The organism is Enterobacter sp. Li2LvB3 (assembly GCF_056156645.1).
Genome location: NZ_JBSICG010000031.1, coordinates 31359 through 56183 on the forward strand (window position 1 = coordinate 31359; position 24825 = coordinate 56183).

Sequence of the window (24825 nt, forward strand, 5' to 3'; positions counted from 1 at the left end):
CAATTAACCCGAGGCCCACTGCATGTCTGATCAACAACAGTATGGCCGCTTACCTGCCGAAAGGCAAGGAGAAGTCAGCTATGAAACTGCCGCGAAGTACTGTTATCTGGTGCGTATTAATCGTGTGTTTAACACTCTTAATATTCACATTCCTCACCCGAAAATCGCTCTGCGAAATCCGGCTGAAGGACGGAGAACGGGAGGTCGCTGCCGTTCTGGCCTACGAATCCGGTAAGTAAGCTACCTGGAGGCGGGGGAAACCCCGCCTTTTCAGGAGCTGAGTTGCCACGACATGCCTGAAGCGCCTTTATGAAGGGGTTGCCAGTTCGCCGGTAGCCCCTTTTTCCTTCCCTGCGCGACCGCACGCCTTTACTTCCGGGAAGGGCTGTTCCCCTCCGGGGAACGGGGCAGGGCGGCAGCGCCTACGGCGCTGCCTGCTCTCTTCCCTTCTTGATCCCTGCCTGGTAATCCCTTTTCACGCTTTCAATGTCACTCAGGGTTGATGCCTGACAGGAATGTGCGGCAAGCCGGTAACGGTGTGCAATTTCATCCAGCGTGGAGGGCGTATTGTCACGGCTGCGGTGCTGGCGACCTTTCTGGCCAAAGATGGCCACTATCATGTCCTGACTGCCCGAGCGGCCAAAAAGGCGGGTGCACAGGCGTTTTACAGTAAGGGGCGTTAAGTCCAGATCCACGCTTTCGGCTATTTCAAAAATGAAGCAGAGCATCCGGTAGGTTTTATAGCGTTTCACCGCAGCACTGAGACGGGCTGCGCGCTGAGGGTATTCCCAGGAATCATCAGAATAAAGCTGCAGTTCTGCCTGGTAATCTCTCGCAAGGTGTTCACGGGTGTACTTAAAATTGCGGTAAAAATAGGCCCGCGACTGTTCTGTCCGGGATTCTTCAGCCATTTCATGCACCGTTTATTAATGCTAATGGATGCGTACATTAGCATTAATAATGACCATTCTCAAATCAGTCCGGGTCAGATTTCCGGTCAAATCACAGCGATATCAGCCAGCGTCACCAGGATGGCCAGAACGATAAAAACGGGCAGGGCGATGGCCCCCTTCGGCTCCCGGCCAGCTGCGCCGTCCGGTCGTCGAGCCCCACTCCGCCAGGCAGCTGCTTCGCACCAGCCAGTCTCCGCCGAACCCCTGCGGGTTTCGGGCTTCGCTAGGGTCTGATGGCTGAGGTCAAAGGCTGCGGCTTCACCGGCCGTGCCGTCCGGAACGCCTTCACCGCGCCGGCGGAGCCGTCGCTTTAATGTCGCCACGCCGTTCCGACGTGTCGGGTGTGTGCATCCTGTTCGTCCGGTGAGGCCATCCCCCGTGTGTCCTCACGCGGAGGGCTGCTTGTAGCACCGTCGGGTCGTCATACAAGGGGTGAAGTGAACGCCGCCAAACTTTTTGCGAAGGGCCGCAAAAACTTTCGTCATCGCCCCTTTCCTTCCTCCCTTCGCCGTTGCTCCCTTTGCCCTTTGCCGCGAGAGAACTCACCAGGGAGATGGAAACCATCACCACAGGAGAAAACCAGGATGCACACACAAAACGTCAACGTCAAAACCGCCGCTCCCGAATCTTCCAGGAAGATAGGGGGAAAAACCGTCTCTTACGCGATCCTCGTCGCTGAGCAGAAAAAAAACTCTGCTGAGGAAGCGGACGTTCTGGAGTTCAGCAGCCTTGCTGAGCTGAAGAAACTGCGCAGACGCGCCCCTGAAAAAATGAGTGTCCGCTATTTCTACGCCCTCAGCAGCGGCGTGAATAAACAGTTCAGCCATATCCATGTCGTCGAAGCTGACCACTTCAAACAGTTTGTGCGTCTGATTGAGCGCGCAGGTATCGACATTTAACCCTTTTCCAGCCGTGCGGCAGCCGCCGCACGAAACCTGACTGAACAGGAGCCAGAGAAATGAACGTTAACACCCCGACCGCAGTGCCAATGGTTTTCTACATTCCGTCCAGCAACGCCGTGTATGCCTGGGCGAAACAACGAAACGGTGAATGGGTCACCGAGTACGAAGCGGCAACGCTGGATCGCGTGCGCAGCCTCTATCCGGATGCGGAGCTGATGACATTCGCCCAGGTGCAGGAAAAGCAAAATATCGGATTTCGCCGTCAGTGGGTGGAGATCACGCAAAACCGCTACATCCGACAGCTTGAAGCGCTGCCGCCGATGGACTGGTGCCGGGGCTTTGGCGGGGAGTCATTCAAATCGATGGAGTTCACGGGCGGCGATGTGACCGCGATTTATGTGCGGTACGGAGAGCGTTTCTTCGAGTGTCACGACCTGCACACCCTGAATCACCGGGAGCTTATTGGCGATGTAATCAACCGTTTCTGTCGCGATACGCCACTGAATTCCGCGCATTAAAAAAGCGGGGTTTCCCCCGCTTTCTCAACGCCGGGTAGCCGCTGTAACGGTGAACCGGCAATCACAACCAAAGGAGATTGATCATGAAATTTGACCCGCAAACTGTCGCACAGGCGAAGGTATTTGTAAATGCCCTCCGTGCCGGAAAACCCGCTCGCGTGCCCATGCTGCGCTTCTCTCAATGGGAGCTGTTTATGTCGGTGGTCAAGGCTGGAACGGGTAACGCCGCCAAAGCTAATGCCGGGCTTGGTGTCAGCGTCTATCCGGCGCTCGGACTGGCTTAACAGGAGACGGCCGCCTACGGGCGGCCGGTAAGGAGGAACCATGTCACAACTGAGTTTTGAATCCCTGTTCCTGGCTGAGCTGCCAGCGGTGCAGCCAGCAGAGTCCGCCCCTGCACGGATGATGTCGCCTGCTGAGGCGCGTAAGCAGTTCGCCCAGGTGTTCCGCCATACGGCGCCGAACCTGCGCCGTTCTGAGGTGTTCCGTGATTTCATTACCCTGGCGGCCAGCGAGCTGGATATGGCGCGTATCCGCACGCCGGAGAATATCGGGAACAGCCGCCGGATCTGCGACCGCTATCAGCCATCCGATATAGACGCCATGAAACAGCTGTTTTGTCTGATGGTGGAAGGGCTGGCGGGTGAAATTCATGACTTTCTCGGCTCCCTGTATATGGAGCAGGAGCTGGGCGCGGACGAAATGGGGCAGTATTTCTCGCCGTCCTGCCTCTCCCGCCTGATGGCCGGATTACTCATGCCTGGCGCTCAGGAGACGATAAAACGAAACGGGTGGATGGCGCTCGATGAGCCAGCCTGCGGCAGTGCCGGAATGGTGATCGCCTTTGCGTACTGGATGGTGGAAGCCGGACTGAACCCGTCTGAACAGCTTTACGCCACCTGTACCGATATCGATCCGATGGTGGCGGATATGGCCTTCATCCAGCTGGCACTACTGGGTATTCCCGCGAAAGTGGTGACCGGCAATACGCTGACCCTTAAGGCCAGCTGTGTGCGCTATACGCCCGTTTACTACTTCAACGCGTGGCACGAACGTCTGGCATTTCGCGAGCGTGTTGACGCCATGAAAAACTTTCTGGCCTCAGTGGCCGCCTGACAGAGAGGGCGGCAGGGCAGACCTGCCGCCGGGAGAGAAACATGAAAAATAATACACTCAACGGCATTCCGGCGACTGTGCTGGAGACAATGGCTGAGCACCTCAGCGGTCAGCCTGAGCCGGTAAAAATCCGCAGTGTGGAAGACCACGCCGCACTGGCTGCACAGGCGCTGTGGGCTTTCGCCTGTAAAACCGGGCTTAACCGCGAAAGTGAAAGCGTGGAAACCGTTGTTACCGATTTTCTGGCCAACCTGCTTCACCTGTGTGAACAGTGTGACCCGGACGGAAGCGGGGCAGGGTGTCTTAACGGCCTGCTGGAAACGGCGATGATGCACTATGAGCAGGAATGCGGGGGGAACAGGGAGGAACTGATCTGATCCCGCCAGACGATACGCCCCGGTGCGGTCATCGGGGCAACCCCATAAACCCGTGCTCCCCTCCGGGGAGCCAGGGCGGGCGAAAGCGCCTCTGGGGCTACCGCTGTGCCCCTCAGTTTCCCGGTCATTCTCATCTGTCAGCCACCATCTGGACTGCAAGTTAATGCTAATGGACGCATACATTAGCGTTAATGGTAATTGCTGTTTTGACTGTGTGGGTCAGGTTTCCGGTCAAATCACAGTGATATCAGCCAGCGCCACCAGGATGACCAGAACGATAAAAACGGGCAGGGCGATGGCCCCCTTCGGCTCCCGGCCAGCTGCGCCGTCCGGTCGTCGAGCCCCACTCCGCCAGGCAGCTGCTTCGCACCAGCCAGTCTCCGCCGAACCCCTGCGGGTTTCGGGCTTCGCTAGGGTCTGATGGCTGAGGTCAAAGGCTGCGGCTTCACCGGCCGTGCCGTCCGGAACGCCTTCACCGCGCCGGCGGAGCCGTCGCTTTAATGTCGCCACGCCGTTCCGACGTGTCGGGTGTGTGCATCCTGTTCGTCCGGTGAGGCCATCCCCCGTGTGTCCTCACGCGGAGGGCTGCTTGTAGCACCGTCGGGTCGTCATACAAGGGGTGAAGTGAACGCCGCCAAAACTTTTTGCGAAGGGCCGCAAAAACTTTCGTCATCGCCCCTTTCCTTCCTCCCTTCGCCGTTGCTCCCGTTGCCCTTTGCCGCGAGAGAACTCACCAGGGAGATGGACACCATCACCACAGGAGAAAACCAGGATGCACACACGAAACGTCAACGTCAAAACCGCCGCTCAAGAATCTTCCAGGAAGATAGAGGGGAAAATTGCACGGGTTATAGGCCGGGGATATTACAACATGTTCTGTATGAAGCAGGTCCATGAGCATTACGGCGATAAGTTCACCCGTACTGATGCCTGTCTGTATTTCATCCGTGGCGCACTGTCAGAAATTACTAAGAAATCCTGAGTCGGAGGGAAACGAATATGACACATAAAACAACGCTCCTGCGCACTGATGGCTTTGTACGCAATATTCACTCGCGTAATCCGTTCGACGTCATTCGTGCTGATGTGGTGCTGGCTCGTATGGAAAAGCTGGCTGGTAAAACATGCGGCGCGTACTACGAAATTTATGAGGTCAGTTTGCTGGGAATGGCGCTGGACTACCTGGCTAAATTAACTCTTAAAGACCGCCCTGTATTCATGGGCGCAGCATCGATGCGTGGCTTTATGCTGACGTGGGCTGAGGAAGAACGTGCGAAGCAGAGGCATGACGACCTTATGACCGAGATGGATTTTGAGTCGCAAATTGAGTCAGGTGAGTATTAATCTTGATCCAGGATTCGGTTCAGCCCTGGTGGCGTTCATCAGGGCAACCGCACAAACCTCTTTCCCCTGCGGGGAAACGGGGAGGGCGAAAGCGCCTCAGGCGCTCCTGCCTTTCCCCGTTGCAGTGCTTCCCTTCTCACTTGCGATCAGAACCGGCGTCCTGCTGGTTATCTTTCTCAGCTGCAGCTCCGTCATGGTCATAACACGGAAAAAGGGCAGGGCTATGGCCCCCTTCGGCTCCCGGCCAGCGTTGCTGTCCGGTCGTCGAGCCCCACTCCGCCAGGGCTGCTGCTGACGCACCCGCCGGGCTCCGCCGAACCCGCAAGCGGTTTCGGGCTGACGCTAGGGTCTGATGGCGAAGGTCAAGGGCTGCGGCTTCTCCGGCCGTGCCGTCCGGAACGCCTTCACCGCGCCGGCTGATGCCGTCGCTTTAATGGCGCCACGCCGTTCCGACGTGTCGGGTGTGTGCATCCTGTTCCCCCGGTGAGGCCATCCCCCGTGCGTCCTCACGCGGAGGGCTTGTCGTAGCACCGTCGGGTCGTCATCCAAGGGGTGAAATGCACTCCGCCAAAAGTTTTTGCGGGACGCAAAAACTTTTGTCTCCGCCCCTTTCCTTCCTCCCTTCGCCGTTGCTCCTTTGCCCTTTGCCGCGAGAGAACTCACCAGGGAGATGGACAACCATCACCACAGGAGAAAACCAGGATGCACACACGAAACGTCAACGTCAAAACCGCCGCTCAAGAATCTACCGGAAGATGTGATTCAAACCTTACCGTGGCCCAGTTCACGGATCTGTTTTGCTGGGTCCTTGCCGCAACGGAAGGGGAGCCACAGCCGGCAATTTTTACACCGCCAGCGAATGCCACTGAGCTGACGTTAATGAATGACGATTGCCCGGATTATATCTCTGTCTGGTTTATAGACGGTCGCCCGGTCGCAGCTGTAATGCCGCTGGATAATTTCCACCGCGTTATTTCTTCATCACTTACTAAATAATCAGGAGTAAAAAATGGTCAGTTTCGCAAGCCGTTATCGTATGCCTACCTCAATCCGTAAAGATCGTCCGCTGACAAATGAAGAATTACAGCGTATTGTTCCGAGCGCGTTTTCTGCTGATAAGCATGATTCTCGCTCAGAACGTTACACCTATATCCCGACCATTAATATTCTTGATCGTTTACGTGATGAGGGATTCCAGCCGTATTATGCAACCCAGTCACGCACACGTGACCAGGATAAACGCGACTTTACAAAGCATATGCTTCGCCTGCGTCGCCATGACCAGATAAATGGTAAAGAAGTCCCGGAAATTATTCTGCTGAACAGCCATGATGGCTCAAGCAGCTATAAAATGATCCCCGGCATGTTTCGCCAGGTTTGCAGTAATGGTCTGGTTGCCTGGAAAGATTTTGGTGAAATCCGTGTGCCTCACAAAGGGGATATTGTCGGGCAGGTTATCGAGGGCGCTTATACAGTGCTGGAAACATTTGACGCGGTTGATGAAAATATCGATCTGATGAAAAGCATTCAGCTCACGTTACCTGAGCAGCGCCTGCTGGGTGCTACGGCTCTGGAAATTAAGTACGACGGAAAACCAGCACCGATTACACCAGAGCAGATTATTAACCCGCGCCGCGTCCTCGACAAGGGACAGGATTTATGGACCACATTTAACGTGGTGCAGGAAAATGTGATCCGGGGTGGTATCCGTGGCAGAACGGAAAAAGGAAAACCGACCAGAACGCGTGAGGTCACCGGAATTGATGGTGATATCAAATTAAATCAGGTTCTCTGGAAAATGGCTGAGGAGTTTGCAAAGCTGAAGGCCTGAAAATTACGCCGCTCTGATGAGCGGCTTTTTATTGCGTGTTATTCTGAGATGCCATCTCTGCCGTTTTCCCTGCATTTACCATCCCCGCGCCTTGATCCAGACGCTGAGAAAGGATCGTTTTTCTTGCCAGCAAGACGCGGTATATATTTTTAATATCTTCGGCATATGCCCGGCGCTGAGTGATGAGCTTTTTTGAGGGCCCGGTATTATACATTCCCACGCTGTCCCAGTTTTTACCATACGACCGGAAGTTGTGCGCCAGAACCCAGGCACCGGTATAGACACAGATACAGGGATCATTTAACAACCGGTCACGGGTAATATTAAAGTTTTTAAGCTTTCCATAATGAGAACTGTTCACCTGCATCCCGCAAACATCTTCTGTCCCGTTCCTGTTTGATCCATTAATCGCACCTGCCCGGAGTCTGCTCTCCTTAATGGAAATTGACATTAGCAGGAGTGGATCAATACGGTAGTCTTTTCCCGCCTGGTCAAAACACATCTGGGGAGCTGCGCCCGCCGAAAGTGAAACGGCCAGCACAGCAACGGGTAACAATGTTATTTTCATCATCTGGCCTTTTAACGAAATATAAGCACGAATGGGAGCCTCTTTAAAAAATACCCCGCCAGATCGTCTTAATCAAGTTTATTCACTACAAACGCGCGTGAGCGCTTTCCGGCATGGCTTTTACCCCTGGCTGGAATAATGAAAGCGGAGCAGGCTACCGTATTTACAAGCCGCTCTTTACTCACCCCTTAAAACATCACACCCCACGCAAGACTTCGTCTTGCAGATTTTTTCTTTTGATTCAGTGGTATATCTGTTCGTGTTATGCGGAATTTTAGAGCATGACCCGTTTTTGTCGTACATACCGACACTAAGATGTCGTAGCATTAGAACACCTGTTGGTGTCGGTATGTGTTACGCATATCGTACAATTGTAGATAGTGTTAAATTACATTGAATTGCATGTCGTACAGTGTCACACTGTCGTACATATTAGTGTCGGATTGTACTACTGTATAAACCTGATAATCACCAAATACCCGGCAAACGCCGCAAAAATCCCGCAGCAGACTTGCTGCCAAATAACGTAAGCGTAGTGTCGGTTCCGACACCACCAAAGAAAGGTTATAAATATGGCCAGGGTGGGAATCTATCTTAAAGATAAAATTGAACGAGAGGTTCGCGACATTGTTCAACAAGACATTCAGAATGGCGCCTCAACCAGCGAAGCAAATATATCTGCAACATGTAATGAGTTAATACGCCTCGGCTTACTGGTCTACAAGAGAGACGGTGAGGACGGCCCTCAGTTCGACCTGGAAGGTTACAGAAGAGACCTAATCAGAAAAGCCGCTGGCTCGCGAGAAGGCACGGTACTTATAGCAACCCTACTTGCTGAGATGTATTTGAAAATGACCGGGAAGGATGGCGAGGGAAAACTCGAAGACACACTGGATATGATTCTTAGCGGCATTAACACCGCCGAAGACGATGCAGAATCAAAGCATTTCATCAACGATAACAATTAATTTTTCAGGCCGGACTTTTCCGGCCATGTCAATCACTGAGACTCACCCTCATCCCACGGAAGACCTTCCTTTTCCACTTCCGTGATTTTTTCTTTTAAAAATACCTCAAATTCCATACATAACACTTTCAGCGCCTGAGCATCCTCATTCTGGTCAAGTAAGCGCTCTGTAAAATACCCCAGCGTATTCATTAACCTGGTGAGCATTTCGTCATTCAGGCTACGGTTATGAATCTTAGACATGGCCCTGATTTCATCTGCAAGATTCTCCGGAATACGCATACTGTAGCCTGTAGTTTTTCCAGGAAGTAACACACGCTCACCTTCACGCCACATCCACAACCGCTCCTGGCGCACCGGAACCTTATTTTTCTCTTCAGCTTCACCATCCACTTCATTCAGTAAATTCCCGAGCCACTCCTCGAACCTGACCGCCAGTGCAATGAGCCGTTCGCCTTCCGCAGTTTTAATTACCGCCTTCCCTGGCTGATAATTCAGGGACAACAACAGCCTTGCGATAATTTCCTCATTTACGCTTCTGTTGCTCGCCCTCGCACATATTCGAAGCTCCATAAGCAAATTATCCGGCGCGCGCAGCCGCCACTCCACAGCCTCACCGGGCTGGAACTTCCGTGGACGGCCACGACCATCCCACATTTTCTCTTTTACTTTCATAGCTATAGATCCTGTAAGCCATTTCAGAACTTTCGGGTCAACAAAGCCTACTCACTTACATATTCAGATAAATCCGAATGATTCTGGAAAATGTGACATGCATCACAGTTTTTTTTTTTTAGGGTCATGGGAAAATTGCGCCCGCGTAAACAACAACTTACGCACATCACTTTTGTTTACTTCCGGAGAAAACAAGCATGTTAACCAAAGGTAGTGCCCTTAACGTCGGTAAGGGATGGGCGGTAGCGTCTTTATTTCGTAAGGCTCGCGAAAATCGCCAGATGAAATTTAACTTAAAGACAGCGAGTGCATTCTTAATTGCACTTATGGTCACACACCCGGCGTTCGCATCCGGTTCTGACCTTCTCTCATCACAGGCCACAACCGTCAGTTCAACATTTGGTTCCGGCTCATCACTGGTCAAATGGTTCTATATTGCTGAAATCATTATGGGTCTGTTTATTTATATTAAGGCCCGCTCCCCTCTGGTATTTGTCGGTATCGTCATCTGTATCATCTTTACCCGTGTTGCTTTCAGCATCGCGAGCTAACGATGAACGGGGAAGAGGATAAATACTACTTCCCGGAAACCCTGAATCAGCAGGAGCGTTATTTAGGTCTGCCGATAGATGAATTAATTGTGACAGCACCCCTCGTTGTTCTGGGGGGGCTCAACAATATGTCTGTCGAACTTTCCGTAATAGCGGGAATCCTCTGGCTCCTGGTCAGATATCTGAAGAAAGGGCAGGGGTCATACTGGTTGCTTAATTTCTGTTACTGGCACCTGCCATCCATCCTTTTTAAAGTGACTTTTCGCCAGATACCTGATTCAAGTTTCCGGCACTGGAGAGCGTAACCATCATGAAATTAAAAATTAAAGGGGAACGGGATAAACAACTCAGCTATGCATTTATTGGACTTTCCGCATTCTCCATTCTTATGGCTGCGGGGAATGTATTAACCGGTTCGCTGGCGTGGCATTTCGCCACCACCCAGAAAACCATCACCATCCCAATGACATATAACCGCCCTTTTGTGTCTGACGCACTCAGCGCAGATGCAACCGGAATGACTCAGTTCGCCACCTCCTTTATTTACTGGCGACTGAACGTCACCCCGGAAAACATCGACAATAACCAGAAAATGGTTCTTGGATACGTCCCCTCAGCTGACCGGGATGCACTCAAGAAAGCCCTGGATATTGAAGCTGAAAGCATCAAAAAAGGAGGGATTACCACCCAGTTCGAAACGAAAGAAATCCGGGTCAATAACGATGGCTCCGTGGACTTCAGCGGCACGCTGAAGTCCTCCACAACTAACGGTGCAATCACCACCTTCCTGAAACCCCAGGAAAAAATCTACCGACTGAAACTGAGTTATGTGAATGGCGTGATTAACCTCCACTCGTTCGAAGAACTCCAGCCGGTATCCACCACCAACTGACAGGACTGCCCATGAAATTTCGCATTTCACCGGCAGCTGCTGCTGTGTTTCTGGCAGCGGGATTCTTTACTGGCGGCCTTCGGGCCGCCTCCGCACCCGCAGCCATTCCGTTTGAGAACGACGCCGCCTTTAATGTCACTCTCAGCAACACCAACCCGAGCAAGGTTGTTGTCGACGGAGAATTAATCACAAGCATCAGCGGACCAACCGGTGCCTACGACCAGAGCACAACCGATGATGGGGCGCTTATCCTGTCCCCACTTGTCGGCCAGAACTTCACACTCTTTATCCAGACCGACCACGGCTCATCGCTGAGCCTGAACGTTAAACCGCAGCCCGGCAACGGCAAAACCCTGCGCTTCACCCCCATGTCACCACCACTTCGCAAGAACGATGACGCGAAAGCATGGGAAGAAGGGCAGACCTATGAAAAGACACTGGTCGCACTGTCCCGCACAGTGGTCAATGGCCAGGCGCCTGACGACTACCAGGAATACCCGGTCAGCCGGATGCCGGCATACACACCCGCCAGTGATGTACACCTGACACCGGAACGCCAGTTCGTCGGCAACCATCTGCGCATCGTGCGCTTCCGGATGAGCAATCCGGGCAACATTACCCGCAGTCTTCGCGAGCGCGACTTCTGGCGCAAGGGCGTCAGGGCCGTCACGCTCTCGCAGAACCAGCTTTATGCTGGCGGCGAAGGCTATGCCTGGATTGTGTTTTCAGATGACGGAGACACCCACCCATGAATCTGAACGAAAACCTGAAAACGCGCCGCAAGCAGCTGACCATCCTCGCGGCGGTTATCGCAGGCGGTGCCGCAGCGACAGGCGGCGTCATCTGGTACGGGCAGTATCAACAGGAGCAAAAGCAGCCTGCTCCGGTTGCCGCACCGAACATGACCGGCGTTGTGACCGCAGCCTTCAACCAGCAGGTCAGCGATGCCGCACTGGCCCAACAGCAGGCCAAGACCTCTGCGCTCGAGCAAAATTTTGCCACGCTCTCCCAGCAGTTTGCGCAGAACAAACTCGCAACCGACCAGAAGCTTGCCGACAAGGACGCTGAAATCCAGCGCCTGAGCGACCAGCTCGCGAAAGCCCCCGGCAGCAACCCGACCACTGGCCAGCAGACATCACCTGCCGGCCAGAACGGAACACCACTCCCCGGTCCCGTTGCTGCCGGTCAGGCCCGTCCGCCCGAATACTCTGTGACCCCCACAGGCACACCGGCCGCCACTGGTGTGAATATGGGGCAGGGCGCAGGGTTCTATCCGGGTGGCTCAGGCCAGCGCATGACAGGCGGTCTGTCGACCACAAAATTCAACTATGACAGCCTGAAGAAAAAACCCACAAAGCTGCCCTGGATTCCTTCTGGTTCATTCTCTGATGCAGTCCTGATTGAGGGAGCTGACGCGAACGCCAGCGTTACCGGTCAGCAGAATACCAGTCCTGTTACCATCCGCCTGCAGGGCAACATCCAGATGCCCAATAACAAGGAGTTCAACGCTGACGGCTGCTTTATTGTGGGTGAGATGTGGGGCGATATTTCCAGTGAGCGCGGAAACGTCCGCACCCAGTCCATCAGCTGCATCCTGAAAAACGGCAAGCACGTGGACATGGAGTTTCAGGGGCATGTCAGCTTCCAGGGTAAAGGCGGCATTCGCGGCAAGCCGGTCATGCGAAACGGCATGATTGTCGGCTACGCCGGTGCAGCAGGCCTCCTGTCCGGTTTTGGAGAAGGCATCAAATCTGCAGCCACACCATCCGTCGGCCTTGGTGCGACTGCCGATGTTGGCGCAGCCGATATATTCAAACAGGGTATAGGCGGCGGAGCCAGCAAGGCGGCCGACACGCTGAGCCAGTACTGGATTAAGCGCGCTGAGCAGTATCATGCAGTGATTGATATCGGTGCAGGCAACCAGGTGACCGTTGTGTTCCAGAAGGGCTTCCGCCTTGAAACCATCGAGGACGCTGAAGACGAAAAGGCAAAGGAAGAACTGCAAAAAGCCGGTAACGCCGCGCAGAACGCCGTTGCTCCGCAACCTGCCAGCCAGACCACCACATCCAGTACCACCTCCGTCGGCAACATCAACCCTGATGATGTTCTCCGCCAGGCCAGCCAGCTGCGCCTCGGTGACACCATCAACTAATAAGGAGACAGATATGAAAGACCGGATTGCGGTGCTGAAGACCATAAAACAGGCTTGTGAAGCATGGTCTGAAGGTAAGAGGGTGGGATGTATTAGCAAGAAGCTTGCCGGGATACTGCTGGCTGTGTTGTCAGCTGTCTTCGTTACCACAGTGCTGAACTATGAGCTTTTCCCTTATGGGCTTTACTCGTTGCCAGCTTTGAGTGTGTTAGCCATTTTTCTGATTTCAGAACTGAATACGCCAGGCGGCTGGGACGAGGTTATCGACAAGGAACTTCGGGTATATGAGCCGCGTGACAGAGAAGCCTGGAAAACACTACGGACAGCTGTACTGCGGAAAGGAAAGCTGGAACATGCCGATGTCAGGTTATGGCTTGACGCTGAGCGCAAAGCCAATGCCGACCTGCTGGACGCTCCTGAAACGGCTCTGGGTTACGGCTTTGTTCGACGCGATGTAAAAGACGAATGAACCGTAAACATTTTCTCAATCCTGTAACCCTCTGAAAGTGGATTCGTTATGACCAAAACCCAAAAGCAACCATTATCGCTGAAAACGCTGTATGACTTTCGCCACCTTGCCATTCTGGTGCTGATTTTTGCCATCGAAATGACAGTATGGGCGGCGCTGAACCTGATGGGGCTCGGTGACCAGGACTTTGTCGCATGGCGCATCTGGCTTCTCGCGAGTGTGTTGATCACGCACTTCAGCGGATTCGTTTTTTACGATTTAAAGGCAATGGCGTGGGTGTATGCAGGAGCCATCGCGCCCTGGCTCATCGCGGCAGCTTCCATAATCGTATTTGGCTTCATTCAAATGAATCTGCATTTTTTGTCGATAGAGTGGTTTTTCACCTGCGTTCTGTTCAGTTTTATCCTTCAGGTAATATCCATCTTTATCTTATTTTTGATTAATAAGCCTTAAATCAGCACCCCCCGCAAATATCCCTGAACTTCCAACCGGAGTTACCCCATGAAAACACTACTGGGTGCTGCACTGCTGTGCAGCGCACTGACCGGCTGCGCCGGTCTGAATTCTGATTTTGACTGCAACAAAACCGCCACCGACCAGTGCCTGACAACCGGTGAGGCCAACAAACTGGCCGCACAGGGTAAAAGTCTGGACGACCTGAGCACCGACAAAGCCACAAAAAAGCCTGCGGGTGAAACCCTGCCGGCACTGCGTAACACAGCACCGGAAGTGAATCCGTGGCGTCCTGTCTCCGTCGCAGCAACCGGAACCGCCGCCGCTAAGCTGATTGCCCCGCGCCCGCTGGCGACTGCCCCGACAGGGTCGAGTACCACCGGCTCAGTAGTGACGCCGCTGGTCAGCACCACGCATACCACGCTGGTGCCCGTTAACACCGCAGGCCGCGTTCCGGTTCAGCGTATCCCTGATGCCACGCAGCGTCTGTGGATTGCGCCCTGGGTGGACACGGACGATAACTTTCACCAGCCCGCCGTGGTCGAGTTCGTGAAGAACAAATCCCACTGGGATGAGAGCTATCGCGTTATCGGGGAGGGCGGAGAATGACCGACTTCCGTGGTGAATCCCTTCGTCAGGAAGATGAGCGCGCGGCGATTCAGGGAATGCAGGGTGACTGGCAGTTCAGCCGGGGCAACGACCAGCCCCTTTCCCGCCAGGCTGATGATGAACGACTGCAACGCCTGGAGCTTATCCGGGCCGCTGTGGAGGGCCGCAAATGAGCTTTATTAAAAACCTGATGGACATGCTGAACAGCGGGAAGCAGGAGGACGGGGCAGCCACTGCCCGTAACAACCTGTCCCAGACCTGGGACTATCCGTCCCTCGTTGCGGCTCTGCCGTACCGCTATTACGACGACACGAATGAGATTTTCGTTAACGCCGGTTCAGCGGGTTTCATTATGGAAGCCGCCCCCCTGCCGGGGGCGAACGAGCAGGTCATGGCCGCTCTCGATGACATGCTGCGCAAGAAGCTCCCCCGAAAAACACCGGTGACCGTCATCCTGGCGGCCAGCAAGTGTGTCGGGGAGCGTATCGATCGCGGGGTGAGTAGCGACATGTGGAAAGGCCAGATGGCCGGACACCTTAATAAAATCACCCGGGCATTCTGGCAACGCTCCGCGCTTCATGGTCTGGCCAACGAGCGTGAGTATCCCCTGTACCTGCGTAACTACCGTATCTTTATTGTCTACGGCGCACCGCTGAAACGGGCCTCCCAGACGCAGCGGGTGATTGACGACCTGGTTCAGCTCCGTAACACCATTCGCGTCTCCCTGGGGGCGGCACGTATTGACAGCAAGAACGTCGACGTGAACGCTTTTCTGTCAGCGATACGTGAACTGATGAATTACCGGCAGGAACAGGTACTGACGTCCTCCGGCGATTATAACGAGGACGAGAAACTTAACCGGCAGATTGTCGATCCTGCCGTTGACCTTCAGGTCCACCCGTCCCATATCCGTCTTGAACTGCCTGAGACGATAGACACGCGCGGGACACGCCTGCCGGCATCTGCCTGCCGCATTATCAACATGCAGCTCAGTAAAAACCCGCGCCGCTTTGCCCTGTGGCAGGGTGCAGACAACCTGCAAAACCTGCGCTTCCCTGACCTCGGCATCCCCTGTCCGTTTATGCTGACCTGGACGACCGAACTGGAAGAACAGACCAAAAGCCAGGGCGAGGCCTTTCGTAAGGACACCGACCTCTCCAAGAAAGCCAACTCGGCGTATGCCGCACTCTTCCCTGGCACCAAAAAGGCCGCTGAGGAATGGCGGCGCACCCGCGAACAGCTGAACAGCAATGAAATTGCGCTCTGTAGTACCTACTTCAACCTGACCCTGTTTGCCCCGGACAACAACACTGAAGCGCAGGCCTGCGAGCTGGCAGCCGTCAACGTGTTCCGTAAGAACGAGCTGGAGATGGTGACGGTACATTACCAGCAGATGCGTAACTGGCTGGCCGGTTTCCCGTTCGTGATGCAGGAAGGCATGTGGGAAGACCTGAAGATGACCGGGGCTACGCTTCGCGCCAAGTCATGGAATGCGGTGAGTCTGATGCCGGTGGTGGCCGAGCGCCAGCTGTCCAACGTGGGAATGCCGCTGCCGACCTACCGTAACCAGGTGGCGTTTTTTGACATGTTTGGTGAAGAGAACGGCAGCACCAACTTCAACATCGCAGTCACCGGCACCTCCGGGGCGGGTAAATCCTTCCTGACGCAGGGCATCCTGCGCGATGTGCTGAATGCCAACGGATTTGCCTGGGTTATCGACATGGGGGACAGCTACAAGAACTACTGTCACCAGGCCGGCGGGGTGTACCTCGATGGCTCGAAGCTGCGATTTAACCCATTCGCCAACGTCAAAGACATCAAACACTCAGCGGAAGGGATTGTGCGTCTGCTGACGGTGCTGGCCAGCCCGACACAGCCGCTGGATGGTGTCTGCGAAGCTATCCTGCAAAAAGCGGTGATGGATGCGTGGGAAAAGAAAGGGAACAAGGCGCGTATCGATGACGTCCATAACTACCTTACCCGCGCAGATGTGAATCAGGCGTTTGCCGAGACACCGACGATTATCGCGCGTCTCGCAGAGCTGGCCATGCTGCTCGAAACCTACTGCACCTGGGGGCCGGACGGCGAATACTTCAACGCAGACAAGCCGACCCTCGATGGCGAAACCCGCTTTGCGGTGCTGGAGCTGCTGAGTCTGGAGGACAAACCGAAGCTGCTCTCGTCCATCCTGTTCTCGCTCATTCTGGCCATTCAGGAAAAGATGTACCACAGCCCGCGCGACCTCAAAAAAGTCTGCATCATCGACGAGGCCTGGCGACTGCTCGGCGGCTCCAACCCGCACGCGGCACGCTTTATCGAAACCGGCTACCGTACCGTGCGTCGCCACCGTGGCGCGTTTATCACCATCACCCAGGGTATCAAGGACTTCAGCGCCAGTAAGGAAGCGGAAGCGGCCTGGAACAACAGCTCCACCAAAATCACCCTGTTGCAGGATGCGAAGGCCTTTAAACAGTACCTTGCCGATAACCCTGATCAGTTCTCGGACATGGAAAAAGAAGTTATCCGTGGCTTCCAGCCCGCATTACAGACCGGTTACAGCTCCCTGCTGATTAGCGCCGGTGAATTCAGTTCGTTCCACCGTCTGTTTGTCGACCCTGTGACCCGCGCCATGTTCAGCTCGCGCGGTGAAGACTTTGCCTATATGCAGAATGCACAGAAAGCCGGGGCGTCAGCAGAAGAAGCGGCCTATCTGCTGGCCGAGAAGAAATTCGGTGAAGAACTTCGTGAACTTGAAGAATGGGTGAACGCAGCATGAGTGAACAAAACGACAAAGCATACGACGCCGATTCCGTCCGGGATGGGGTGGTGATGGCCGGAAAAACATCCCGCTGGCTCAGGGGCGGGATGTTGGGGCTGGCAGGTTTGCTGATCATGACCGGCGTGGCTTATGTGACGGCAAAAGCCGTCACACCGGAGGTGGTGGTGTTCGATATGAAAGGCACGGTTGACCTCTTTATGCAGCAGTCCGCGCAGTTGCAGCTCGATGAGGGACGGGCGAAAGCCCTGACGGCCCGCTTTAATACGGCACTGACGGATAGCCTGGGAGCCTGGCAGGCTTCGCATAACGCGATCATCCTGGTGAAACCGGCGGTGATGAGTCCGCAGCGTGACATTACCGGTGAAATCCGCGCCGACATTGCCCGGCGAACCCAGGGGGGCCTGTGAAAAGACGACTTCAGCTGACGGCCCTGATACTGCTGACGCTCTCTGCTGGCAGTGGTGCCAAAGATCTCGGGACCTGGGGCAACGTGTTCGAACCTGCCGAACAGGACATGCTGACCTTTATCCAGAACCGCCTGAAGGGAATGGAGCAGACCGGGGAACTCGACCGGTTACGGGAGGAGGCGACCGCGCGGGTAAAAGAACACGCCGTTCGTCCGGCCCCTGTTGAAGGACTCAGTAAAGCGGTGACGTACCGCAGTTTTGCCTGGGACCCGAGCTTCACCGTGAAAGAAACCATCACCGATATGAAGGGAAACGTGGTGGCCCGTAAGGGTGACACGGTCAACCCACTGGATAAGGTGCCTTTCAGTCAGGTGCTCTATTTCATCGATGGCGATGACAGGGAGCAGGTGAACTGGACCCGACAGCAAATCGCCGGAAAGACGGACGTTAAGGTGATCCTGGTGAAAGGCAACATCAGGGAAAGCAGTGATGCCCTGAATGAGCGTATCTACTTTGACCAGTCCGGTGTACTGACCCGTAAGTTTGGTTTTGAACACATCCCGGCGCGTATCTCGCGAGATGGCCGTGTGATGAAGGTGGAAGAAATTCCGGTATCAGGAGCAAAAAAATGACTGCAACGACGTTAGGTGACCTGTTTCCCACTCTCCGTAACGCGGTATCCGCACCACGCCATCCCCAAAAAAAGGACCGAAAAACGCCAGCGACCGCGACCCGCAGCGGAACCGCTGAACGGCTCAAGGCGCTGTACCCTGAAATTGACTCCTGGCAACCGGTACTGGTGACTAAAGCCTGGCTTCACTGGTGCGGACAGAACCAGAAGGAGGCTCTGGAGCCGGAAAAACGCGACGAAGGTTTTCCTGACTTTATTGTGCATCTCCTGCTGGAGAACATGCGGGCAGAAGACGGGGCGAAACGTAAAAAGGGCCAGACGATGTCGCTTTCTGAGCGTCTCGACAGGTTGTTTGCAGGTGAGGCCCAGGAGAACGCCGGATGTCACTGATAAACCCGTCACTGTTGTCGGCCACGCCACCCCGCAGGGCTGACCAACAGGCTGAGCTGGCCGGTTGCGATGAAGCTGTCGCTCAGCTCTGTCAGCTCTATCCCGAAATCGAATCCTGGCAACCGGAGCTGATCGCGGGTGCCTGGCATCACTGGTGTGCGCAGAACAGTCTGTTGCCGGCGGTGCCGGAACAACGCGATGAGGCGTTTCCCCTGTACCTCGTCAGTCTTATCCGTAACCGGATGGAGGAGATGAACGTATGGCGCTAATCAGTTGTTTAACCAGTCCGGACGGGCAGCAGGATGTGTTTTCCTGCCTGAGTATGGGGCAGGGGCTGGGTGGCTTTATGGTGTTGATTATTTTACTGGTCAGCTGGCTGGTGATCCAATACCTAGCAGAGGCGCGACGTGAACGCCTGGCACGGGAAACCAGACAAGGAATCCCCGTCCCGCCGGCACAATTTGGCGGTGCCCGACATGCTGATGCGGTTCATGCCTTTGCTAACCGGGAATACTACCAGGTGATGCTGGCCGAACTGGAAAAAGCATTGACTGACGCAGGCTACGAACTGACGCGTGAAGAATCACTGCGCGTGACGATGCCAGAGGCAGACCGGCAAAAAATCAGCCGCCGGATTATCCGGGCGCGCCAGTGTTATACGGCGCCGAGAGTCACTGAGCAGGCGATGCAGGACAGCGAAGTTGCGGCAGTGAACGATGGGTACGCCGGCTCGTGGCTGAATTTACTTATCCGGGGCAGTGAGCGGGAAGGGTGGTACATCACAAAACCGGTACCGGAATTCGTCCCGACGAACTTTCCGTTAAAACAGGTCACCATAACCGTCAGGGCAACACAGGCGGTTCTGACCCGCGACGTGGTGAGAACCCTCAACGAGATCGCAGAAAAAGTGAAAAACCAGCCTTCACTCTCCGGCAAAACGGAGTGTATCGCTGCTGACGCGGTTAATAGCGAACTGAATTATGAGGCCCATCAACGGGAAGTTGCAGAGGCTCCGGGCTGGTTTAACTCCCCCACTGGATGTGATGTTCCGGACGATATAACTGAAGGACAATTCCCACCCGTGAGGACGTCGGGATACAGACATTTCATTGTCCGGGCACAGGGGGGGCGGTTTTATACCCAGAGTACCCTGGCCTTCTATATTGAAGAGGCCGGCCGCAGGATAGAGCAGGGTGAAGCCAGCGGTGCACTCTACGAAAATGACAGCGGTTATGCTTTCGTTGTGACGCCCGCAAAAAACACCCCCTGATACAACCGCGCGGCCATTCAGGATGTTCGGTGCTCACTGCGTTGCGCTCCGCCTCAGCCTGAATGTCCTCACGGTTTCCGATTAACCCCGACAAGGTAACGCCATGAAAAAAGACCCTGAATGTACAAAGGGCCGGAATGTCACTATATCAGCCGTCCGGCATGATGAAAGATCGGCTCTGCGACTGAAAACGATTCTTGCAGAGAACCCCCTTTATTATCCCTCGATTGTTTTACGGGCCGGCCTTCTGGCCCTCGAGGGTATGACCAAAGAAGAACGGCTGACGTTCATCACGGAAGCCGCAATCAAATCCGAAACGCACTAACCATTCCTTTAGCCCTCCCGCCGTCCGGTGGCTGCGGCACTCCCGGAGATACCCCATGACTCACCCTGAACATATCAGGCCGGTGACGGTTACCCGTGACCGCAACGGCTTCTGGACACACCCGCACTATTTTCAGTCCGCCAGCGATGAAGCCACCCGGGCTGAATTCGGCAACTGGATGCACCGGCATAACCTGACCTGTGCCACCCGCTGGATGGAAAACGATGCTCCCCCGCATGTGATTGCGGCCTGGGAAAAAGGGAACACGGTCATCAGTGACTGGCAACCCTCAGCGCCTGCCGGTGACGGCTGGTTTATTGGCTCCATTCATGACACGGAAGACGGTCCGGTCTGTATCTGGCTGCGGGAGGTGAAATGAAACGACTGACATGGCTTGCCGGTCTGCTGCTGGTACTGATGTCCTGGACACCGGTGCAGGCTTCCGCCGCCAGTAACGCCGGTGACGGCAGGTGGGTTAACCCCATCACGGACGTCTGCTGGAAATGTCTGTTCCCGATGACGCTGGGTAACATCCAGCTGGCCTCCGGCCCGCAGAAGGACACCGCCAACCCGTCATCGCCGATCCAGATTTGCCCCGTTGGTGTGCTCTACCGTATTGGTCTGGCCATCGGATTCTGGGAGCCGATGGCGATGGTGGACGTGACGCGTGAACCGGGTGTGATGGTCAACATGGGTGGGTTCAAAATCGACCTGGGGCGAACAGGAACCGGAACGTCCGGACAGAGCGACCGGCCCGCTGCCGGCGCGTTCTATCACGTCCACTGGTACAAATACCCATTGATCTTCTGGCTCAATATCATCACCAGTCTGGGCTGTTTACAGACCGGTGACATGGATATTGCCTACCTGTCGGAAGTCGATCCGCTGTGGAATGACAGCACGCTCTCGATGCTGATTAACCCGGAAGCCGCATTGTTCGGCAACGTGGTGGCTCAGGCGGCCTGTGCGGCGGATGCGGTGGCCAGTGCCGCGGGCATGTCGCTCGCCCCTCTTTTCTGGTGTGCCGGTAGCCAGGGGACAATGTATCCGCTGACCGGTTACACCAGTGGCGAATTCTCACCCCTGGAAACCTCGTTGCTGGTCGGGGAGAGAATGGCGTTCAAGATGCACCGCGAGGGGCTGGTCTGGAATTCTGTCGGGGCTGACAACGCGGTCTGTAACCAGTATCCGTCACCCATTATTCCGAAAGACCGGTGGCGATATCAGATGGTGAACATGTACCCCGAGGCAACCAACTGCCACCCGTTCGGCGCAATCACCCAGACCTGGGGGATGAAACACAATTCCCCGTCCTCCAAAAAGAACTTTGGTTACCTCTTCTGGCGCAAACGTAACTGCGTCTTCCTCTAAGGACATGCCAATGAATACCGCTTATCTCCGGGCGCTGATGATCAGCGTCATGGTGTCGCTCGCACCACAGGCTCTGGCAAGTGCGCAGACTGATATCTCCGTCTCTGACCACAACTGGATCAAAGGGCAGCAGGACGCACTGGCAGCGATGAAAGAAGGAATGCCTGACCCGGGCGCAGGGCTGCCTGTCTTACCGCAGCCGCAGCAGGATCTGATTAACCGGTTGCAGGGCAATATTGCTGCGCAGACCACGACGATGGGGGACAAGGACACCTTTCCGGCCATCTATTTTGTGAGTCTCGGCATTCCCCGGGAAGGGTTACTCCCCATGCTGAAGGATGCGCGCCGCTACAACATCCCGCCCACGTTACGTGGTCTGGTTAACAACGACATGCGCCAGACTGCCGCCGTCATGTTTGAGCTGAACAAGGAGGACAAAGATGCCGGCGTGCAAATTGACCCGACCCTGTTCAGCCAGTACCAGATCACTACGGTGCCCGCCCTGGTGGTGACCTGCCCGGGCCACTATGACGTCATCCGGGGCAGTCTGCCGTTGCAAAAGGCACTGGAGAAGGTGGCGGAAAGCGGTGACTGTGCCGCAACGGCCCGCCAGTTACTGGAGGCTGCACGATGAGAAAGTCACTTTTCACCCTGCTGATGCTGTTTCCGCTCCTGGCCGGTGCTGCTGATCCGGCCTTTGATGCGGGGGCAAGTTTTGGCAAAGGCACGGCATCCAGCGGGACAGACACCCTGAAAAATCCCGGTACGGTGACCAGCGCCATTCCGGGCTATACCGCCAACCCGCCGGAGAAGGGGTATTACGGTGGCGTGAGTGGCGGAGACGGTGGGCTGGCCAGCAAAGGGCAGGCGGCCCTTCAGGGCAATGATGCCGCACAGTCGGTGATCAGTTCCGGGACCACAAACCCGGCCCCCGCCATTGATCCGAAGGCTCCTTTTATCACCATTGGTAAGAACGCGGAGGGCACGGCTGACGGGATCATGGATGGCAGCAGCCAGCAGTGTACACAGACGACCGTGTCAAAATCGACGTTTGATAACTACTCCTGTAGCGCCGATGTGGCAGTGTCAAAGACCTGTACCCGCGACACGCAGATTACCGGCCATTATGAAAACCAGGTGTCCACGAAAACCGTGGTCATCTCGCCGGCGACGCTGGTGTTCAAGAAAATCAATGACAACACGCTGGAGTTTGCGCTGCCGCTGGATGAACCCGGGGCCACCATGCTGGAAGGTTCAATTACCACGTCGCAAAAAAGCAGCAGCGGAAACCCGTTTTTCAGCTCCACACTGACGTTTTACGGCACATCAAAGAAGCTGAAAAATGTGAATAACACGTTTGATGTGGATGTGGCCCAGCAGGTTGTTCCGGCTGACGGGATGCTGCGCGGGACACTGACAAATGATGTTTCTGACTATATAGACCAGATGATGTCGTCGATCATGTCGGCAAAATACCCTAACAGTGATGCCCTCGCCAAAATCACGGCGACAATCACCATCGTGACAACGGTGAAAGTCTGGGTCCCGTCGACGACGACCCCGTCTGTCTGTCCGGACAGCCCGGGCGGAAAGAAAACCGGCTCGGTCTGCACCATCAAAGGCGGTGACCGGCAGGTGGTTGTTGATGGCGTCACACAGACAGTTCACAGCGACTGCTGGCAGTACACCGATACCTATCTGGTCAGCGAGAACACGACCGGCACCTGCGCCTCTCTGACCAGCAATGCCGCCTGTACCAAAGCGAGTGAAACCTGCTCTGAGTACATTGACGGCACCTGTTCCCATAAAGACTACATCTATCAGTGCCAGACGGTGCATTCGTCCACGGGCCTGGTCTGCGGTGGCCAGTATATCTGCAAGTCAGGGGACTGCGACGACACCAACGGGGCGGGGGATAACGGGTTTGACACTGCCGTGGCCAAACTCGCTGGCCTGGCCTCTGCTGCTGAAGACGTCAGGGACCAGAACTCCACCATTAACGTCAGAGCTTTTACCGGTAAGGCCATGAGCTGTCGTAAAGCATTCGCGGGATTCTCCAACTGTTGTAAGGACTCTGGCTGGGGCCAGGACACCGGATTATCGGCCTGTAACGATGATGAGATGGCCATCGGCAAGGCGAAAGCCAAGAAGATTACCGTCAGTGTGGGTGACCGCTGCGATCGTCAGGTTGCCGGCGTATGTCTCCAGACCAGCCATGTTTACTGCGTTTTTGACGGCAAACTCGCCCGCATCATTCAGGAGCAGGGGCGTCGTGACCAGCTGGGCGTGAAGTTTGGCAGCGGCAGCAGTCCTGACTGCCGGGGGATCACGGTGCCGGAATTGCAGAGTATCGACTTCGACAAAATCAACTTCGCGGACTTCTACGAAGATTTGATGAAAAACCAGAAAGTGCCTGACACCAGTACGCAGGTGAAACAAATCAAGGATCGTATCGCCGCCCAGGTGAACCAGCAGGGGGTAAGTAAATGAAACGAAAATGTGTCCTCTGGGGGCTGTTGCTGGCCTTTGCCGGTCAGTCAGCCCTGGCTGAAGAGATAGTGACACCGGCTGACCCGTTTACCGGCTGGGCCTGGTACAACGAACCGAAAAAGCCTGCCGAGTCGCCCAAAAAACCGCCGCAGCCCGCGCCGCAGGCTGTACCGGATATGAGTAAGCTGTCCGCGCAGGAGCAGGCAAAAGTGTTGCGCGGGTACACGATGGAGGCGCTTAACCGCGCCATCCTGTACCCGACAAAAGAGAATACGACCACGTTCCTGCGCTGGCAGAAGTTCTGGACTGACCGGGGGTCGATGTTCAGCCAGTCCTTTGCAGCGGCGCAGCTGAGTCACCCGGATCTCGATTACAACCTGGAATACCCGCACTACAACAGCATGGCCCCGTTTGTGCAGACGCGTGACCAGCAGTCGCGGCAGAACGCGGTGACGCAGCTGGCGCATCAGTACGGTCTGTTTTACTTCTACCGGGGCAGTGACCCGATTGATGTGCAGATGGCGGGTGTGGTGGCCGACTTTGCCAAAACGAACGGAATATCACTTATTCCGGTATCGGTGGATGGCCAGGTGGCGGCGACGCTGCCGCAGAGCCGCCCGGACACCGGGCAGTCGAGGTCGATGAACATCACCCACTTCCCGGCCCTCTTCCTGGTCGACCCGGCCAGCAAAAACTACCGTGCCCTGTCCTACGGCTTCATGACCCAGGATGACCTGTCGAAGCGATTCCTGAACGTGGCCACCGGCTTTAAACCGAATTCCTGA

37 protein-coding genes and 1 pseudogene are annotated in these 24825 nt (G+C 55.3%); 33 read left to right on the forward strand and 5 right to left on the reverse strand.

The window, feature by feature from the left end:
• Positions 1–22: 22 nt before the first annotated feature.
• Positions 23–172 (forward strand): annotated as a pseudogene (locus ACS603_RS20860) (DUF5431 family protein); the annotation flags it as partial.
• Positions 120–239, forward strand: a complete 120-nt coding sequence (locus ACS603_RS20865) for a type I toxin-antitoxin system Hok family toxin (protein WP_274205380.1) — start codon at positions 120–122, stop codon at positions 237–239. The pseudogene ACS603_RS20860 and the gene ACS603_RS20865, both read left to right, overlap by 53 nt.
• 183 nt (positions 240–422) lie before the next feature.
• Here the strand turns inward: ACS603_RS20865 and ACS603_RS20870 are convergent, their stop codons facing one another.
• Together ACS603_RS20870 and ACS603_RS20875 are read right to left on the reverse strand one after the other, a co-directional pair.
• A complete protein-coding gene (locus tag ACS603_RS20870; RefSeq protein WP_474944850.1) occupies positions 423–911 on the reverse strand; it encodes a cytoplasmic protein in 489 nt (162 codons plus the stop codon).
• Positions 912–1013: 102 nt separating this feature from the next.
• Positions 1014–1136, reverse strand: coding sequence for a hypothetical protein (locus tag ACS603_RS20875; protein ID WP_254916106.1), 123 nt, complete (start codon positions 1134–1136; stop codon positions 1014–1016).
• Between the two features lie 401 nt (positions 1137–1537).
• On the opposite strand from ACS603_RS20875, the gene ACS603_RS20880 reads away from it, so the two are divergent.
• The 5 genes from ACS603_RS20880 (at position 1538) to ACS603_RS20900 (ending at position 3866) form a co-directional block, all read left to right on the forward strand.
• Complete coding sequence (locus ACS603_RS20880) at positions 1538–1852, forward strand: hypothetical protein (RefSeq protein ID WP_474944851.1); 315 nt, start codon at positions 1538–1540, stop codon at positions 1850–1852.
• Positions 1853–1911: 59 nt separating this feature from the next.
• Positions 1912–2373: a hypothetical protein gene (locus ACS603_RS20885; protein ID WP_474944852.1), complete on the forward strand. Its 462-nt coding sequence runs from the start codon at positions 1912–1914 to the stop codon at positions 2371–2373.
• An 83-nt stretch (positions 2374–2456) separates the two neighbouring features.
• Complete coding sequence (locus ACS603_RS20890; protein ID WP_474944888.1) at positions 2457–2657, forward strand: hypothetical protein; 201 nt, start codon at positions 2457–2459, stop codon at positions 2655–2657.
• A 40-nt stretch (positions 2658–2697) separates the two neighbouring features.
• Positions 2698–3489: an N-6 DNA methylase gene (locus ACS603_RS20895; RefSeq protein WP_474944853.1), complete on the forward strand. Its 792-nt coding sequence runs from the start codon at positions 2698–2700 to the stop codon at positions 3487–3489.
• Between the two features lie 41 nt (positions 3490–3530).
• Positions 3531–3866, forward strand: a complete 336-nt coding sequence (locus ACS603_RS20900) for a hypothetical protein (protein ID WP_474944854.1) — start codon at positions 3531–3533, stop codon at positions 3864–3866.
• Positions 3867–4113: 247 nt separating this feature from the next.
• Here the strand turns inward: ACS603_RS20900 and ACS603_RS20905 are convergent, their stop codons facing one another.
• On the reverse strand, positions 4114–4236 hold the full coding sequence (locus ACS603_RS20905) for a hypothetical protein (protein WP_474944855.1): 123 nt from the start codon (positions 4234–4236) through the stop codon (positions 4114–4116).
• 402 nt (positions 4237–4638) lie between these two features.
• On the opposite strand from ACS603_RS20905, the gene ACS603_RS20910 reads away from it, so the two are divergent.
• From ACS603_RS20910 to ACS603_RS20925, 4 genes are all read left to right on the forward strand, one after another.
• Complete coding sequence (locus ACS603_RS20910; RefSeq protein ID WP_474944856.1) at positions 4639–4848, forward strand: hypothetical protein; 210 nt, start codon at positions 4639–4641, stop codon at positions 4846–4848.
• Between the two features lie 17 nt (positions 4849–4865).
• On the forward strand, positions 4866–5210 hold the full coding sequence (locus ACS603_RS20915; protein ID WP_474944857.1) for a hypothetical protein: 345 nt from the start codon (positions 4866–4868) through the stop codon (positions 5208–5210).
• A 702-nt stretch (positions 5211–5912) separates the two neighbouring features.
• Positions 5913–6206 carry a hypothetical protein gene (locus ACS603_RS20920; protein ID WP_474944858.1) on the forward strand — a complete coding sequence of 98 codons (294 nt, stop codon included), beginning with the start codon at positions 5913–5915 and terminating at the stop codon, positions 6204–6206.
• A 13-nt stretch (positions 6207–6219) separates the two neighbouring features.
• On the forward strand, positions 6220–7041 hold the full coding sequence (locus ACS603_RS20925; RefSeq protein WP_474944859.1) for a DUF932 domain-containing protein: 822 nt from the start codon (positions 6220–6222) through the stop codon (positions 7039–7041).
• 28 nt (positions 7042–7069) lie between these two features.
• Here the strand turns inward: ACS603_RS20925 and ACS603_RS20930 are convergent, their stop codons facing one another.
• On the reverse strand, positions 7070–7609 hold the full coding sequence (locus tag ACS603_RS20930; RefSeq protein ID WP_474944887.1) for a lytic transglycosylase domain-containing protein: 540 nt from the start codon (positions 7607–7609) through the stop codon (positions 7070–7072).
• 572 nt (positions 7610–8181) lie between these two features.
• Here ACS603_RS20930 and ACS603_RS20935 point away from each other — a divergent pair.
• Entirely contained in the window at positions 8182–8577 is a 396-nt protein-coding gene (locus ACS603_RS20935) for a relaxosome protein TraM (protein WP_474944860.1), read from the forward strand.
• A 32-nt stretch (positions 8578–8609) separates the two neighbouring features.
• On the opposite strand, the gene ACS603_RS20940 is transcribed toward ACS603_RS20935, so the two are convergent.
• Positions 8610–9251 carry an Arc family DNA-binding protein gene (locus ACS603_RS20940; protein ID WP_474944861.1) on the reverse strand — a complete coding sequence of 214 codons (642 nt, stop codon included), beginning with the start codon at positions 9249–9251 and terminating at the stop codon, positions 8610–8612.
• A gap of 197 nt (positions 9252–9448) precedes the next feature.
• Between ACS603_RS20940 and ACS603_RS20945 the strand changes: the two genes are divergently transcribed.
• The 21 genes from ACS603_RS20945 (at position 9449) to traF (ending at position 24825) form a co-directional block, all read left to right on the forward strand.
• Positions 9449–9802, forward strand: coding sequence for a type IV conjugative transfer system pilin TraA (locus ACS603_RS20945; protein ID WP_474944862.1), 354 nt, complete (start codon positions 9449–9451; stop codon positions 9800–9802).
• Positions 9803–9804: 2 nt separating this feature from the next.
• Complete coding sequence (gene traL / locus ACS603_RS20950; RefSeq protein WP_474944863.1) at positions 9805–10107, forward strand: type IV conjugative transfer system protein TraL; 303 nt, start codon at positions 9805–9807, stop codon at positions 10105–10107.
• 5 nt (positions 10108–10112) lie between these two features.
• Positions 10113–10694 (forward strand): TraE/TraK family type IV conjugative transfer system protein, encoded by a 582-nt coding sequence (locus tag ACS603_RS20955; protein ID WP_014063869.1) that lies wholly within the window; start codon positions 10113–10115, stop codon positions 10692–10694.
• Positions 10695–10705: 11 nt separating this feature from the next.
• Positions 10706–11446 carry a type-F conjugative transfer system secretin TraK gene (gene traK, locus ACS603_RS20960; protein ID WP_474944864.1) on the forward strand — a complete coding sequence of 247 codons (741 nt, stop codon included), beginning with the start codon at positions 10706–10708 and terminating at the stop codon, positions 11444–11446.
• Positions 11443–12846 carry an F-type conjugal transfer pilus assembly protein TraB gene (gene traB / locus ACS603_RS20965; protein WP_474944865.1) on the forward strand — a complete coding sequence of 468 codons (1404 nt, stop codon included), beginning with the start codon at positions 11443–11445 and terminating at the stop codon, positions 12844–12846. The genes traK and traB overlap by 4 nt, the downstream gene beginning before the upstream one ends.
• 13 nt (positions 12847–12859) lie before the next feature.
• Positions 12860–13315, forward strand: coding sequence for a hypothetical protein (locus ACS603_RS20970; protein WP_474944866.1), 456 nt, complete (start codon positions 12860–12862; stop codon positions 13313–13315).
• A gap of 48 nt (positions 13316–13363) precedes the next feature.
• Positions 13364–13768, forward strand: coding sequence for a hypothetical protein (locus ACS603_RS20975; RefSeq protein WP_474944867.1), 405 nt, complete (start codon positions 13364–13366; stop codon positions 13766–13768).
• Positions 13769–13816: 48 nt separating this feature from the next.
• A complete protein-coding gene (gene traV / locus ACS603_RS20980) occupies positions 13817–14377 on the forward strand; it encodes a type IV conjugative transfer system lipoprotein TraV (RefSeq protein WP_474944868.1) in 561 nt (186 codons plus the stop codon).
• The gene (locus ACS603_RS20985; protein ID WP_474944869.1) at positions 14374–14550 is read left to right on the forward strand and encodes a hypothetical protein; all 177 of its coding nucleotides are present in this window, start codon (positions 14374–14376) and stop codon (positions 14548–14550) included. The genes traV and ACS603_RS20985 overlap by 4 nt, the downstream gene beginning before the upstream one ends.
• Positions 14547–17153, forward strand: coding sequence for a type IV secretion system protein TraC (gene traC, locus ACS603_RS20990; RefSeq protein WP_474944870.1), 2607 nt, complete (start codon positions 14547–14549; stop codon positions 17151–17153). Before ACS603_RS20985 ends, traC begins: the two co-directional genes overlap by 4 nt.
• Positions 17150–17563: a type-F conjugative transfer system protein TrbI gene (gene trbI / locus ACS603_RS20995; protein ID WP_474944871.1), complete on the forward strand. Its 414-nt coding sequence runs from the start codon at positions 17150–17152 to the stop codon at positions 17561–17563. Before traC ends, trbI begins: the two co-directional genes overlap by 4 nt.
• Entirely contained in the window at positions 17560–18195 is a 636-nt protein-coding gene (gene traW / locus ACS603_RS21000; protein ID WP_474944872.1) for a type-F conjugative transfer system protein TraW, read from the forward strand. The genes trbI and traW overlap by 4 nt, the downstream gene beginning before the upstream one ends.
• Positions 18192–18584: a hypothetical protein gene (locus tag ACS603_RS21005; protein WP_474944873.1), complete on the forward strand. Its 393-nt coding sequence runs from the start codon at positions 18192–18194 to the stop codon at positions 18582–18584. Before traW ends, ACS603_RS21005 begins: the two co-directional genes overlap by 4 nt.
• The gene (locus ACS603_RS21010; protein WP_474944874.1) at positions 18575–18853 is read left to right on the forward strand and encodes a hypothetical protein; all 279 of its coding nucleotides are present in this window, start codon (positions 18575–18577) and stop codon (positions 18851–18853) included. The genes ACS603_RS21005 and ACS603_RS21010 overlap by 10 nt, the downstream gene beginning before the upstream one ends.
• A complete protein-coding gene (locus tag ACS603_RS21015) occupies positions 18844–19854 on the forward strand; it encodes a hypothetical protein (RefSeq protein WP_474944875.1) in 1011 nt (336 codons plus the stop codon). Before ACS603_RS21010 ends, ACS603_RS21015 begins: the two co-directional genes overlap by 10 nt.
• 103 nt (positions 19855–19957) lie before the next feature.
• Positions 19958–20179 (forward strand): hypothetical protein, encoded by a 222-nt coding sequence (locus tag ACS603_RS21020; RefSeq protein WP_014063884.1) that lies wholly within the window; start codon positions 19958–19960, stop codon positions 20177–20179.
• Positions 20180–20234: 55 nt separating this feature from the next.
• A complete protein-coding gene (locus ACS603_RS21025) occupies positions 20235–20558 on the forward strand; it encodes a hypothetical protein (protein WP_474944876.1) in 324 nt (107 codons plus the stop codon).
• Entirely contained in the window at positions 20555–21550 is a 996-nt protein-coding gene (gene traU / locus ACS603_RS21030) for a conjugal transfer pilus assembly protein TraU (RefSeq protein ID WP_014063886.1), read from the forward strand. The genes ACS603_RS21025 and traU overlap by 4 nt, the downstream gene beginning before the upstream one ends.
• A gap of 10 nt (positions 21551–21560) precedes the next feature.
• A complete protein-coding gene (trbC, locus tag ACS603_RS21035; RefSeq protein ID WP_014063887.1) occupies positions 21561–22184 on the forward strand; it encodes a type-F conjugative transfer system pilin assembly protein TrbC in 624 nt (207 codons plus the stop codon).
• Positions 22181–24040, forward strand: a complete 1860-nt coding sequence (traN, locus tag ACS603_RS21040) for a type-F conjugative transfer system mating-pair stabilization protein TraN (protein ID WP_474944877.1) — start codon at positions 22181–22183, stop codon at positions 24038–24040. The genes trbC and traN overlap by 4 nt, the downstream gene beginning before the upstream one ends.
• The gene (gene traF, locus ACS603_RS21045; protein WP_474944878.1) at positions 24037–24825 is read left to right on the forward strand and encodes a type-F conjugative transfer system pilin assembly protein TraF; all 789 of its coding nucleotides are present in this window, start codon (positions 24037–24039) and stop codon (positions 24823–24825) included. Before traN ends, traF begins: the two co-directional genes overlap by 4 nt.